This is a genomic window from Penaeicola halotolerans (assembly GCF_016464625.1).
Classification (GTDB): Bacteria; Bacteroidota; Bacteroidia; order Cytophagales; family Cyclobacteriaceae; genus Penaeicola; species Penaeicola halotolerans.
In genome coordinates this window covers 277677-290201 of the sequence record NZ_JAEAGO010000002.1, presented here as the reverse complement: position 1 = coordinate 290201, position 12525 = coordinate 277677, and the positions used below count along the sequence as shown (strand labels likewise).

Below are 12525 nucleotides of genomic sequence, written 5' to 3'. Positions count from 1 at the left end.
TATTGATGATTGAGAGCGAGAGAAAGTCTTTTGATTTTCAGCCAATACTAAGTAACACACTTGTCAAACTAGTTCCACTCCAGAAAGAGGATCTCGATAAGTTATATGCAGTAGCGAGTGATCCGCTGATATGGGAACAGCATCCCAATAAGTCCAGGTATCAGAGGCCAGTATTCGAAAAGTTCTTTGAGGGTGCTATGGCTTCTGGTGGAGCATTTCTTATTCATGATGCAGCTACTGGACAAGTGATCGGTAGTACTAGGTTTTATGATTGGGATGCTCATACTAGCAGTGTTTTTATTGGTTACACTTTCATCGATCGATTATTTTGGGGAAAGGGATACAACTTATCGATCAAGCAACTCATGGCTAGTCATGCTTTTGAGTATGTAGCACGTATTCTTTTTCACATTGGTGCGGAAAATCTTCGATCTCAGCGCTCCATCGTCAAGACAGGTGCTCACAAAATAGGAGAGGAAGTAGTCGCCTATTATGGCGAGCCTGATAAGCTAAACTTTGTATATGAATTGAAAAAGGAAGATTTTGATACTAATTGATGATTCACTAGAATTTTTTTCAGGAAGATTTTTAAAAGAAAATATCGATATGATTTAAGCAAGCTTTTATAATTGAGCAATTATTTTTTCAATATGAAATTAATGAAATAATATTCTTTATAAGTCATTTTACCCACTCATAATTCTTGTAAACAAGCACTTTAAATTTTCGTTAAATAGTATGCATGCATAATATATTTTTCTATATTTGATCTACCCGAAATAACGAACAGGTGTTTTATGAAAAGAGAAGAAAGCATCGATTACAATATCAAAGCAGCTTGGCATGCCATCGCCAGGATGTATAATCAACAAGCAGTCAAACAAGACATCACAACCTCTATAGGCTTTGTACTCCTCAATATAGATTCACAAGCTGGCACTCCAGCAACTAAGATAGCTCCCCTCATGGGATTGGAAGCACGTAGCCTGACAAGAATGCTTAAGAGCATGGAGGAAAAAGGACTTATTTACAAGAAACCAGATCCAAATGATGGTCGATCAGTGAGGATTTTTTTAACCCCATTGGGTAAAGAGAAAAAGGAGATTTCTAAGATAGTAGTCAAACTCTTCAATAATAAAATATACGAGTTGGTGCCTAGAGAAAAGCTGGAGGTTTTTTTTGAAGTGATAAAGCAAATCAGCCAAGTGATTGAAGAAAATAAAATATACGAATCAGAAACAATAAACCAATAATTGACGAATGAAAAGAGCGATTAAAAAAGTTGCCGTATTGGGTTCAGGAGTAATGGGATCTAGAATAGCCTGTCACTTTGCGCACACTGGCGTAGAGGTGTTGCTATTGGATATCGTACCAAAGGAGCCAAACGAAGCAGAAAAAGCAAAGGGACTTACCATCGAATCTCCGATCGTGAGAAACCGCATAGTCAATGATGCTTTGAGTTTTGCACTCAAGTCTAAGCCTTCCCCGATTTACGATACCAAGTTTGCAGACTATATCACTACGGGCAATTTTGATGATGATCTAGCAAAAATTAAGGAGTGTGATTGGGTGATCGAAGTAGTCGTAGAAAAGCTTGAGATCAAGCAGTCACTTTTTGAAAAAGTAGAAAAATATAGAAAGCCAGGTACACTCATCACATCCAATACATCTGGTATCCCGATGCACCTGATGACACAGGGCAGAAGTGAGGACTTCAAGAAAAATTTCTGCGGAACACACTTCTTTAACCCTCCGAGATATTTAAAACTTCTCGAAATCATCCCAAGTCCTGATACAGATCAGGATGTGGTAGATTTTCTGATGCATTATGGCTCATTGAATCTAGGTAAAGAGACCGTTTTGTGTAAAGATACTCCTGCTTTTATCGCCAATAGAATAGGTGTATATGCGATCATGTCGGGTATGCACACGATCGAAAAGATGGGACTGAGTGTCTCAGAGGTGGATAAACTGACAGGTACAGTCATTGGAAGAGCAAAGTCTGCTACTTTCCGTACCATGGACGTGGTAGGACTTGATACTACAGTCAATGTTTCTAATAACCTGCACGCTATTCTCAAAGACGATGAATCTAAGGACAAGTTCAAACTACCAAAGATAGTATCAGAACTCCATGAGCGTAAGTGGTGGGGAGATAAGACTGGTCAAGGTTATTTCAAAATGATCCGTCATGACGATGGCAGAAAAGAACTAAAAGAACTAGACCTCAAAACTTTTGAATACAAAGATGTAGAGAAGCCAAGCTTCAAAGCTTTAGAAGCATCTAAGGAGATAGAAGATTTAAGAAAGAGAATTCCTTTCTTGGTCAATTTCGATGACAAAGCTGGTGAGTTTTACAGAGCGACATTCTATGATTTATTTAGATATTGTTCATTTAGAATCCCTGAGATTTCAGACGAGCTTTATAGAATAGATCAAGCAGTGGCTGCAGGTTTTGGTTGGGAATTTGGTCCATTTGAAAACTGGGATTTGCTTGGAGTCAAAGATACTGTTGCGAAGATGGAAGCCGCTGGCGAAAAACCAGCGCAGTGGGTCTATGACATGCTGAGCAAAGGCAAGGAGTCATTTTATAAAGTAGAAGATGGTGTCAAAAAATACTATGACATCCCTAGTGGAAGCTACAAAGTCATCCCTGGGACTGAAGGACTCATCGTGCTTAGTAATCTCAAGGCTGCAGGCAACAAGAAAGTTTGGGGCAATGCAGGTGCAACAGTGTATGACTTAGGAGATGAAGTGCTTGGACTAGAGTTCCACACAAAGATGAACTCAATCGGAGCCGAAGTGATCGAAGGTATCAATACGGCTATCGGTATGGCGGAGAAAAACTACAAAGGTCTCGTCATCGGAAATGAAGCAGCTAACTTCTCAGCTGGTGCTAACCTAGCGATGCTCTTCATGTATGCAGGTGATCAGGAATATGATGAGATCAACATGATGATTGCACAGTTCCAAAATACCATGATGCGTGCTAGATATTCATCAGTACCTGTCGTAGTAGCACCAGCAGGTATGGCACTTGGAGGCGGATGTGAGTTGTCACTGCATTCGGATGCTATCGTAGCTCACTCAGAATTGTACATGGGTCTAGTCGAGTTTGGTGTAGGATTGATACCAGCGGGTGGTGGTACCAAAGAGATGACACTTAGAGCGAGTGACATGATCCGTCCAAACGATGTAGAATACAATATCCTACAGGAAGCCTTTATGAATATCGCTATGGCGAAAGTCTCTACTTCAGCTCACGAAGCGAAAGGACTCAACTACCTCAGAGCAACAGATGAAATCGTACTAAACAGATCCCATGTATTAGCAGCTGCAAAAGCGAAAGTATTGGCATTACATGAGGCTGGATATACGCAACCTAAGCAGCGAACTGACATCAAAGTTCAAGGAAAAGGATCACTAGCACTGTTCACAGCAGGTATCACTGGGATGACCTTTGGACACTACGTATCAGAGCATGATGCGAAGATCGCACGTAAGGCAGCCTATGTCATGAGTGGTGGTGATCTATCTGCACCAACGATGGTCAGTGAGCAATACTTACTCGACTTAGAGCGTGAAGCCTTTCTAAGTTTGACAGGTGAACCTAAGACACTGGAGAGAATTCACAGCATTTTGTTTAAGGGCAAACCGCTTAGAAACTAATTGAGGACTATTTTCCAAACTAAAAATTAAAACAATGAACGCATATATAGTAGCAGGATATAGATCAGCAGTCGGCAAATCAAAAAAGGGAGGATTTAGATTTTACCGACCAGACGATTTGGCTGCAGACGTGATCAAACACCTAGTCGGTCAAGTACCAAGCTTAGATCCAAAAAGAATAGATGATCTAATCGTAGGAAATGCAGTGCCAGAAGCAGAGCAAGGTATGCAAATGGGCAGGATGATTTCTCTTCTCGCATTGCCAATAGAAGTGCCGGGTATGATTGTCAACAGATACTGTGGCTCTGGACTAGAAGCTATTGCACTGGCTTCAGCGAGAATCCACGCAGGCACAGCAGATTGTATCATAGCAGGAGGCACAGAGTCTATGTCTATGGTGCCTATGATGGGATACAAGACTGCGCTCAATTATAAAATAGCCACAGAAAACCCATCATACTATATCGGGATGGGACTGACAGCAGAAGAAGTCGCTAAAGATTTTAAAATCACCAGAGAAGAGTCTGATGAGTTTAGCTATCAATCGCATATGAAAGCTATCAAAGCGATCGAAGAAGGGAAATTCAAAGATGAGATTGTACCAGTGAATGTCACGGAAACATACATAGATGCTAAAGGTCAGAAAAAAGAACGCTCTTTCGTAGTCGACACGGATGAAGGGCCTAGAGCAGACACGAATGTAGAGACATTGGCTAAGCTAAAGCCTGCCTTTAGAAATAATGGTCAGGTAACAGCAGGTAACTCATCACAAACTTCTGATGGAGCAGCCTTTGTCATGGTCATGTCTGAAAGGCTTGTCAATGAGCTTGGCTTGAAGCCGATCGCACGCATGGTGACTTACACTGCGGCAGGTGTAGATCCACGTATCATGGGGATCGGTCCAGTAGCGGCTGTCCCGAAAGCGCTCAAGCAAGCTGGCTTGAAGCAGTCAGATATAGACTTGATCGAACTAAATGAAGCCTTTGCTGCTCAGTCTCTAGCTGTGATCAAAGAACTAGATTTAGACAGATCTAAGCTCAATGTCAACGGTGGGGCGATCGCACTAGGTCATCCACTAGGATGCTCTGGAGCTAAGCTAAGCGTACAGCTTTTCAATGAAATGAAGCGTAGAAATAGTAAATATGGAATGGTCACCGCATGTGTAGGAGGCGGTCAAGGAGTAGCTGGTATTTACGAGCTATTATAATGTAAATCAAAATCTAATTGTCTTTTATCAATCAATAACATGGAAACGCAAGTAAAAAATAATGCAATAAAAGGAGGGGAATACCTCATCAGAGAAACAGCCGCTCAGGAAGTTTTTATCCCTGAGGAGTTTAATGAAGAGCAGCGCATGATGGCTCAAGCTTGTCAGGACTTTGTGGAAACTGAGATTTTTCCAAATGCAGATCGCATAGATGGTATGAAGGAGCCGGATCTCGTGCCAAGTATTTTCAAAAAAGCTGGAGAACTTGGACTCTTAGGGATCTCAGTACCTGAAAGCTATGGTGGTCTGGGCATGAGCTTCAACACCTCGATGTTGATTGCTGATATAGTAGGTGCTGCTGGTTCTTTTTCTACTACCTATGGAGCGCATACGGGTATCGGTACTTTGCCAATACTCTATTATGGTAATGAAGAACAAAAGAAAAAGTACCTTCCTAAACTGGCTACAGGTGAGTGGGCTGCGTGCTACTGTTTGACAGAACCAGATGCAGGTTCGGATGCCAACTCAGGTAAAACCAAAGCGGTACTTTCAGAAGATGGTAAACACTACATCATCAATGGTCAAAAAATGTGGATCTCTAATGCGGGATTTGCAGATCTTTTCATCGTCTTTGCTAAGATTGGTGATGATAAAAACTTGACAGCCTTCATCGTAGAGAAGGCTTTTGGTGGCATCACTATGAATGAAGAAGAAAAGAAGATGGGGATCAAAGGATCTTCTACGCGTCAAGTTTTCTTCAATGACTGTAAAGTGCCAGTAGAGAACATGCTATCTGATAGAGAAAATGGGTTTAAAATAGCTGTAAATATCCTCAATATTGGTCGTATTAAACTTGGTGCTGGTGTACTGGGGGGTGTTAGAACGGTGATTAATCATGCCATTACTTATGCTAAGGACCGTAAGCAGTTCGGTGTATCGATCGCTAGCTTCGGTGCGATCAAGCACAAATTAGCAGAAATGGCGATACAGACTTATGCTACTGAGTCGCTTTGCTACAGATCAGGTCAAGATGTAGAAGATAAGATCAATGCACTCATAGCTGAAGGCATGGATGAGGCACAAGCGAAACTTAAAGGAGTGGAGCAGTTTGCCATCGAATGTGCCATAGCCAAAGTACACGGATCAGAAGTGCTCGACTATATCGTAGATGAAGGGGTGCAAGTATATGGTGGTATGGGATTCTCAGCAGATGCTCCTATGGAGCGTGCTTACAGAGATGCTCGTATAGCTCGTATCTACGAAGGTACTAATGAAATCAACCGTATGCTCATGGTAGGGATGCTATTGAGAAAAGCCATGAAGGGCGAACTAGATATCATGACTCCAGGGATGGCAGTTTCTAAAGAACTTACTTCTGTGCCATCTTTTGCAAGCGTAGATACTTCGGTGCCATTTGCAGCAGAGAAAGAAGTGATCAAAAACTTGAAGAAAGTGTTCCTTATGGTTGGCGGCAAGGCTGCTATGACGCTTGCTGATAAAATCAATGATGAGCAGGAAATCATGCTTAACCTGGCTGATGTGATGATCGAAATCTATGCAGCAGAATCAGCTATTCTCAGAACGGAGAAATTGATCTCTCAAAGAGGGGAAGAAGCGTGTAAAGTACACATTGCGATGACACAAGTTTACCTCACTGAAGCAGTGGAGAAAATCAACAAAGCTGCCAAAGAAGCTATTGGATCTTTTACTAAAGGAGATGAGCAGAAAGTAATGCTTATGGGTCTGAAGCGATATACTAAGATGGACTTGGTCAATACCAAAGAGCTTAGAAGAATGATCGCTGATTACTTGATTGACAATGGTCATTCGAAATTCCCTTGGTAAATACTTGATCAAACCAAACTCAAGAGACCCTGCAGAGATGTAGGGTCTTTTTGTTTTCTTTAGCCGTTCACATAAATATCTATGCTGATACGATAGATTCTTTTTTATATTACGATGTCAATCAACCTATTACACATGAAAAAAGAGTTTTACAGAGGATTTTCACTCCTCTTATTGTCTTTAATGGCAAGTTGTTCGCCAGAGGCAAGTGAAGAGACAGTCGATTATACAGAGCTTAATCCTGAGGCACGTTTAGAGGCTGCCAAAGAGATGGCACAAGAATTTATCATGGTAGATGGCCATGTGGATTTACCCTATCGAATGAAAGTTGGAGGATTCACTTTGCAAAGAGAAGCTCTCGATGTGTCAGTCAGAACAGATGGTGGTAATTTCGATTATCCTCGCTCCAAAGAAGGCGGGCTGGATGCGCCATTTATGTCTATCTATATCCCAGCAGGCTATCAAGAAAGAGGAGGGGCGAAAGATTTTGCAGATTCACTGATCAAGATGACAGAGCGAGTAGCGAATACTTGGCCAGATAAATTTGCGATGGCATACTCGCCAGACGATATCCAAAAGCATCATGCTGAAGGTAAAATATCCCTACCTATGGGAATGGAAAATGGCGCTCCACTAGAAGACGATATCAATAACGTAGCCTATTTTCACGAAAGAGGTATTCGCTATATCACACTAACTCATAGCAAGGATAATCTAATTAGTGATTCTTCTTATGATACCACGAGAACTCATGGCGGTCTAAGTGAATATGGAAAAGAAGTAGTCAAAGAAATGAACCGAGTAGGGATCATGGTAGATGTATCACATATTTCTGATCAGGCATTTTGGGATGTGATGGAGATCACGGAGACGCCCGTGATAGCTTCTCACTCGTCTGCCCGTAAGTTTACACCGGGTTTTGAGAGAAATATGGACGATGATATGATCAAAGCACTTGCTAAAAATGATGGAGTCATCATGATCAACTTTGGAGGAAACTTCATCGATGGTAATTATAGAGAAAGAACATCAAAAGTACGTGAGCATATAGTAAACTGGCTAGCAGAAAATAATTTGAGCAGATCTGATATTGCTGCTCAAGCTTATATCAATCAATACATGATGGACAATGATCCTTTTCCAAGTGTGACTGTGGTAGCGGATCACATAGATCATGTTGTGTCATTGGTAGGTATCAATCACGTGGGCTTGGGCTCTGACTTTGACGGGGTGGGAGACTCACTTCCTACCGGTCTTAAGGACGTCTCGATGTATCCTAACCTGATCGCTGAATTACTCAAAAGAGGGTATTCTAAAGACGATATTGAAAAAATATGTTCAGGAAATGTCTTTAGAGTATGGCGAGCAGTTGAAAAATTCGCAACTAATGATTAATATAGTTGAATAAATGGTTTGGTTTATTAAGTCATAAAGGCTCGGGCTACTATCCGAGCTTTTATTTTTTCCGACTATCCCTGATATATTCCTTTTGTCAAATGGCCATTTTCTTGATAAACACTAACACTTACAAGCTGTTTTGATTTTATGTTAAACCAAACCAGTAAAATTATGAAAAAGTTAAGTGCATTATTCCTATTAGTAATTTTCGCGTCTACGTTTGTATTTGCGAATGATGATGTAAAGAAAAAAGCAGACAAGGATATTGTAGACACAGCTGTATCTACTGACTTCCTTTCTACTTTGGTAGCTGCTGTTAAAGCAGGTGATCTAGTGGACGTATTGAAAGGTGATGGTCCTTTCACAGTTTTTGCTCCTACTAATGATGCTTTCGCTAAGCTTCCAGCTGGAACGCTAGAGAGTCTTTTGAAGCCAGAAAATAAAGCACAGTTGGTCGCTATCTTGAAGTACCACGTAGTACCAGGTAAAGTGATGTCTTCTGATCTTTCTAACGGTCAAAAAGCTAAGACAGTAGAAGGAAGTGAAATCACTGTGAAAATCATGAATGGAAAAGTAATGATCAACGATGCAAATGTATCGGCAGCTGATATCGAAGCTACCAATGGTGTAGTACACGTGATAGATAGTGTGATCATGCCTCCAAAGAAGTGGTAATTAGTAGATTTTGATAAAAAACCATCCTAGTGATGGTTTTTTTTTAGTGCTAAAATATTTTGCACAATATAATCGTTTACTATCGATATGGAGGATTCCAAGCCAATACATCGTCTGAGTAATCAAATATGCTTTCCGCTCTATGCAGCTTCTCGCAAGATCATTCAAGCTTACAGAGAGCCTTTGGATAAGTTGGGACTTACTTATCCACAGTATTTGGTGTTGATGCTCCTATGGGAAAAAGATGGTCAGCTCGTCTCCGAAATTGGACACATGCTTTATTTAGACTCTGGTACGCTCACACCACTTTTGAAGAGAATGCAAGCAGCCAACTTGGTGACTAGAGAAAGAGACACCTCAGACGAACGTAAGGTAATCATCAGCTTGACAGCCAAAGGAAAATCTCTCGAGGAAGCAGGCAAACAAATCTCAGCAGATATGATTTGTTTACTCCAAGACATGCAGCCAAATAATATGCGAGCATTAAAGAATCAACTCAACGATTTAATCAATCTTTTAAATTAAATACATAAACTAATCATGGAAAAAATAACAATTGATTACACAGCAGTAGCTACAGGTAAAGGTGGCAGAAACGGATCAGTGAAAACGGATGACGGAAAACTGGATTTTCCAGTAGATATGCCAAAAGAAATCGGAGGTGCAGGTAAGCATACGAACCCAGAGCAACTCTTTGCAGCGGGATATGCAGCATGCTTCGGTGGAGCGCTAGCTTCCGTAGCTAAAGGCAAAGATGTCAGCAATGCAGAAATCACTGTAAAGGCGAGCATTGGCAAGTCTGATAAAGGAGGTTTTGGTCTAGCTGCTGCGATTGAAGTTAAAATCCCTGGCATGGACAAATCAGAGGCACAGCAGCTCGTAGATGCAGCACACCAAGCTTGTCCATACTCAAAGGCAACAAGAGGAAATATAGAGGTGACTGCAAAAGCTATTTAATCAAGCATAAGCATCATATAAAAAAGCCTGATGAAATTATTTCATCAGGCTTTTGCTTTTAGGCCTTACCACTCAAGATTTTTTGGATGATGCCATCCACCTGTTCAAAAGGGGCATAACCTCTAGCTATCAGATAGAGCTGTTGATCATACTCCATGATCAAAGCAGGGAAACCCTGTATGCCATAGCGCTTCACTAAATCATACTCTTCTTGTGTTTGTCTTTTATTTGCTGGACTATTCATCTCTGCTAAAAAGTCGTCTGGATCTATCTCGAAAACATCCGCCATATACTCAAAAGTCTCATCCATGTCTGGACCTTTGCCATCTTGATGAATCGCCAGCTGTAGCTCATGAGCGAAACTTAGGGCTTCTTCTGGTTGACGCTTTTTGAAAGCTGTCAAGGCATAACCAGGTTTTTCGGAGCTAAATATGGCATAGTCATCTTGCAGTAGGCCGTGGAGGTAGTCATGACCAAAGGTGACACCCGTCATTTCTTCCACACGTTTGTATGCCTGACCGATATATTCGCCCATCGCACTAGCTGGACCGATACGATCTCCTAAGACCATACCGCCTGATAGAACTTCTACAGCTAATTGGTTCATATATTTTTCTTCAAGTTGCTGCATCACAGGGCTGAAGCCATAGCACCAGCCACACAGCGCATCATATACATAGATTAGTTTTCCTTGCATGCTTTTTGATTTTATGGATAAACACAAAAAAGGAAGAATGGATTCTCAAGGGAGGGAGAAAAAGTCTAATAACTACCAAAAATCTCCAAACCATTTTCACTGAGTATCGCTCCAAAGACTTTGAGTGATCGGCTTCGGCCTCTTACTTCTCGTCCATTGACCATATCATAGCAGTAGCCATGCATCGGGCAAGTGAGCTCTCGTCCTTCATGGATGTGAGCCTTTTTTAAGTCGGCACCACTGTGTGGGCAGTACCTTTCAAAAGCAAAAAATGAAAGCCCAACTCTTTTGACATACACCTTCATCTCACCCAGCTGTACAGTGATGACTTGTCCATCTGAGATTTTTTCTAGCACATCTTGCTGAGACTGATAAATGGTATATGTCTTCATAGATAGTTGATCTGACCTAGTATCCATCCATAGATAAAGAACCGTACGATTCTAGAAAGGCTATAGAGAAGATACTGACGAGTGGGATATCCTCCGGCACCTATGAGCATCGCTATAGCGGCAAATGGCAATGGAGTCAATGCCGCAATGATGATCAACGCTCCACCGAAGTCTTCTAGTTGCTGCTCGTACTTCTGTAGGTACCGCTTACGCACATAGCGATAGTATCTAGTGTGCTGGAGATACTTGCCTATGCTGAAGTCTATGAAAGAAGCTACATAAGAGATGACACTTAGTATCGCAATGATGTACCAATAGCCTATGTTCACACTGGCTTGTAATCCCCAGATCATGAAAAGCTCAGGAGGGATGATCCCTGATAGCATCTCAGAAAGTGAAAAAAGAAAGAAGACTAATCCAGGCTTATTATACAGCGGTTCGAGCCAACCGATCTGCTCGGCTTGGAGATTCTTTTTAGCCAAAAGAAAACTCAAAATGATCAAAGCCAAGAGGATCAAGCCTCTGATGACCTGCTTTTTGATAAATGCTCTTTTCTCTAGTCTTGTCAAGGCATAGTAGGATTATAGACAATCTTGAAGTTACAGAATATCAAGCTATAAAACGAAAAAAGCGAATTTTTTAAAGTTATCCACGATAGTTATCCACATTTTGCAAATTGCTGTAAAAGAACAGGTTAGAAAAGCCCTTCCAGATTCAACTTGTTTTTAAGTCTATTAATAGAATATTATTCTGTTAATTCATTAAATACTAACTTACACAGCTGCTTTTGAATTAATAGTCATAATGGTTTAATTTTGTCTTCATTTGAAAAAAAATGGGAATCATTACAAGATGCTGAAAACGAATAAAATGTGGATAATTTTAGAATTTGTTCTTTTCTAGATAAATTCACCTTGATAACCAAACAAATAGACCCATGATCAAGAGCATAATGACTTTAATTCTTGCGATAGCAAGTATGCAGCTCTCCGCACAGCAGTTAGATGGTGCTTGGAAACTAGTAGCAGAAAATGGACAAACAGTATCTGACGAAGAGCATATCAAAATCATCCAAGAAGGTTACTACGCTGTAGCTGCACGGAAACTTCCTGCTGGAGAATTTATCCATACTTTTGGAGGGCCGCTTGAGGTCAAAGAAAATAGCTACCTTGAGCAGTATGATTTTCATACAGCCTCACCAGATAAGGTTGGCACGATGCAGGTCTATCAATCTTCTATGAACGGCAATCGGATGACGATCACTTCTCAAGGCAAAAGTCAGACTTGGGAGAAACTTGCAGAGAATGCAGACGACCTTACAGGACTATGGGTTTTCACAGGAAGAGCTGGGGGAGAAGGTGGAGAAGTCAGGCGTTCTACTCCAGGTGCTAGGCGAACTGTGAAAATACTTTCTGGTGGCCGATTTCAATGGATAGCTTTTAACTCTGAAACCAAGCAATTCTCCGGCTCAGGTGGCGGAACTTACTCAGCCAATGATGGCAATTACACAGAGAATATCTTGTTTTTCTCGAGAGATGATAAGCGAGTGGGCGCTTCGCTAGGATTTAACTATGAAGTGAAGGATGGAGAGTGGCACCACAGCGGCAATAGCTCTACGGGAAGTCCGATCTATGAGATCTGGTCTAACTATTGGAAAGCATATAAGCCAAATAAGTAACAAGTAA

Annotated in this window: 13 protein-coding genes; 10 read left to right on the top strand and 3 right to left on the bottom strand. The window is 41.2% G+C overall.

Annotated elements, in window-relative coordinates:
* Nucleotides 1-5 precede the first annotated feature (5 nt).
* The 9 genes from I5349_RS05500 to I5349_RS05460 all read left to right on the top strand — a co-directional run bounded on the left by I5349_RS05500 (nucleotide 6) and on the right by I5349_RS05460 (nucleotide 9751).
* On the top strand, nucleotides 6-557 hold the full coding sequence (locus I5349_RS05500) for a GNAT family N-acetyltransferase (protein WP_226389741.1): 552 nt from the start codon (nucleotides 6-8) through the stop codon (nucleotides 555-557).
* Nucleotides 558-797: 240 nt separating this feature from the next.
* Nucleotides 798-1253: a MarR family winged helix-turn-helix transcriptional regulator gene (locus I5349_RS05495; protein WP_226389740.1), complete on the top strand. Its 456-nt coding sequence runs from the start codon at nucleotides 798-800 to the stop codon at nucleotides 1251-1253.
* A gap of 7 nt (nucleotides 1254-1260) precedes the next feature.
* Nucleotides 1261-3669 (top strand): 3-hydroxyacyl-CoA dehydrogenase/enoyl-CoA hydratase family protein, encoded by a 2409-nt coding sequence (locus tag I5349_RS05490; RefSeq protein ID WP_226389739.1) that lies wholly within the window; start codon nucleotides 1261-1263, stop codon nucleotides 3667-3669.
* Between the two features lie 34 nt (nucleotides 3670-3703).
* Nucleotides 3704-4876: an acetyl-CoA C-acyltransferase gene (locus tag I5349_RS05485; protein WP_226389738.1), complete on the top strand. Its 1173-nt coding sequence runs from the start codon at nucleotides 3704-3706 to the stop codon at nucleotides 4874-4876.
* A gap of 39 nt (nucleotides 4877-4915) precedes the next feature.
* The gene (locus tag I5349_RS05480) at nucleotides 4916-6721 is read left to right on the top strand and encodes an acyl-CoA dehydrogenase FadE (protein WP_226389737.1); all 1806 of its coding nucleotides are present in this window, start codon (nucleotides 4916-4918) and stop codon (nucleotides 6719-6721) included.
* Nucleotides 6722-6856: 135 nt separating this feature from the next.
* Nucleotides 6857-8116, top strand: a complete 1260-nt coding sequence (locus I5349_RS05475; protein WP_226389736.1) for a dipeptidase — start codon at nucleotides 6857-6859, stop codon at nucleotides 8114-8116.
* A 174-nt stretch (nucleotides 8117-8290) separates the two neighbouring features.
* Complete coding sequence (locus I5349_RS05470; RefSeq protein ID WP_226389735.1) at nucleotides 8291-8794, top strand: fasciclin domain-containing protein; 504 nt, start codon at nucleotides 8291-8293, stop codon at nucleotides 8792-8794.
* 87 nt (nucleotides 8795-8881) lie between these two features.
* Nucleotides 8882-9319, top strand: a complete 438-nt coding sequence (locus tag I5349_RS05465; protein WP_226389734.1) for a MarR family winged helix-turn-helix transcriptional regulator — start codon at nucleotides 8882-8884, stop codon at nucleotides 9317-9319.
* Between the two features lie 15 nt (nucleotides 9320-9334).
* Nucleotides 9335-9751 (top strand): organic hydroperoxide resistance protein, encoded by a 417-nt coding sequence (locus I5349_RS05460; RefSeq protein WP_226389733.1) that lies wholly within the window; start codon nucleotides 9335-9337, stop codon nucleotides 9749-9751.
* A 58-nt stretch (nucleotides 9752-9809) separates the two neighbouring features.
* Here I5349_RS05460 and I5349_RS05455 read toward each other — a convergent pair whose 3' ends face one another.
* The 3 genes from I5349_RS05455 to I5349_RS05445 form a co-directional block, all read right to left on the bottom strand.
* Entirely contained in the window at nucleotides 9810-10448 is a 639-nt protein-coding gene (locus I5349_RS05455; RefSeq protein WP_226389732.1) for a DsbA family protein, read from the bottom strand.
* A 65-nt stretch (nucleotides 10449-10513) separates the two neighbouring features.
* Entirely contained in the window at nucleotides 10514-10840 is a 327-nt protein-coding gene (locus I5349_RS05450; protein WP_226389731.1) for a Rieske (2Fe-2S) protein, read from the bottom strand.
* Nucleotides 10837-11409: a VTT domain-containing protein gene (locus I5349_RS05445; protein ID WP_226389730.1), complete on the bottom strand. Its 573-nt coding sequence runs from the start codon at nucleotides 11407-11409 to the stop codon at nucleotides 10837-10839. The genes I5349_RS05450 and I5349_RS05445 overlap by 4 nt, the downstream gene beginning before the upstream one ends.
* A 368-nt stretch (nucleotides 11410-11777) precedes the next feature.
* Between I5349_RS05445 and I5349_RS05440 the strand changes: the two genes are divergently transcribed.
* On the top strand, nucleotides 11778-12518 hold the full coding sequence (locus tag I5349_RS05440; protein ID WP_226389729.1) for a hypothetical protein: 741 nt from the start codon (nucleotides 11778-11780) through the stop codon (nucleotides 12516-12518).
* The last annotated feature ends 7 nt before the right edge of the window (nucleotides 12519-12525 follow it).

Excerpts from the sequence above, each read along its gene's own strand:
- I5349_RS05440 (WP_226389729.1), top strand. The coding sequence starts at position 11,778 with ATGATCAAGAGCATAATGACTTTAATTCTTGCGATAGCAAGTATGCAG.
- I5349_RS05485 (WP_226389738.1), top strand. The coding sequence starts at position 3,704 with ATGAACGCATATATAGTAGCAGGATATAGATCAGCAGTCGGCAAATCA.
- I5349_RS05500 (WP_226389741.1), top strand. The coding sequence starts at position 6 with ATGATTGAGAGCGAGAGAAAGTCTTTTGATTTTCAGCCAATACTAAGT.
- I5349_RS05465 (WP_226389734.1), top strand. The coding sequence starts at position 8,882 with ATGGAGGATTCCAAGCCAATACATCGTCTGAGTAATCAAATATGCTTT.
- I5349_RS05475 (WP_226389736.1), top strand. The coding sequence starts at position 6,857 with ATGAAAAAAGAGTTTTACAGAGGATTTTCACTCCTCTTATTGTCTTTA.
- I5349_RS05455 (WP_226389732.1), bottom strand. The coding sequence starts at position 10,448 with ATGCAAGGAAAACTAATCTATGTATATGATGCGCTGTGTGGCTGGTGC.
- I5349_RS05480 (WP_226389737.1), top strand. The coding sequence starts at position 4,916 with ATGGAAACGCAAGTAAAAAATAATGCAATAAAAGGAGGGGAATACCTC.
- I5349_RS05490 (WP_226389739.1), top strand. The coding sequence starts at position 1,261 with ATGAAAAGAGCGATTAAAAAAGTTGCCGTATTGGGTTCAGGAGTAATG.
- I5349_RS05470 (WP_226389735.1), top strand. The coding sequence starts at position 8,291 with ATGAAAAAGTTAAGTGCATTATTCCTATTAGTAATTTTCGCGTCTACG.
- I5349_RS05495 (WP_226389740.1), top strand. The coding sequence starts at position 798 with ATGAAAAGAGAAGAAAGCATCGATTACAATATCAAAGCAGCTTGGCAT.
- I5349_RS05450 (WP_226389731.1), bottom strand. The coding sequence starts at position 10,840 with ATGAAGACATATACCATTTATCAGTCTCAGCAAGATGTGCTAGAAAAA.
- I5349_RS05460 (WP_226389733.1), top strand. The coding sequence starts at position 9,335 with ATGGAAAAAATAACAATTGATTACACAGCAGTAGCTACAGGTAAAGGT.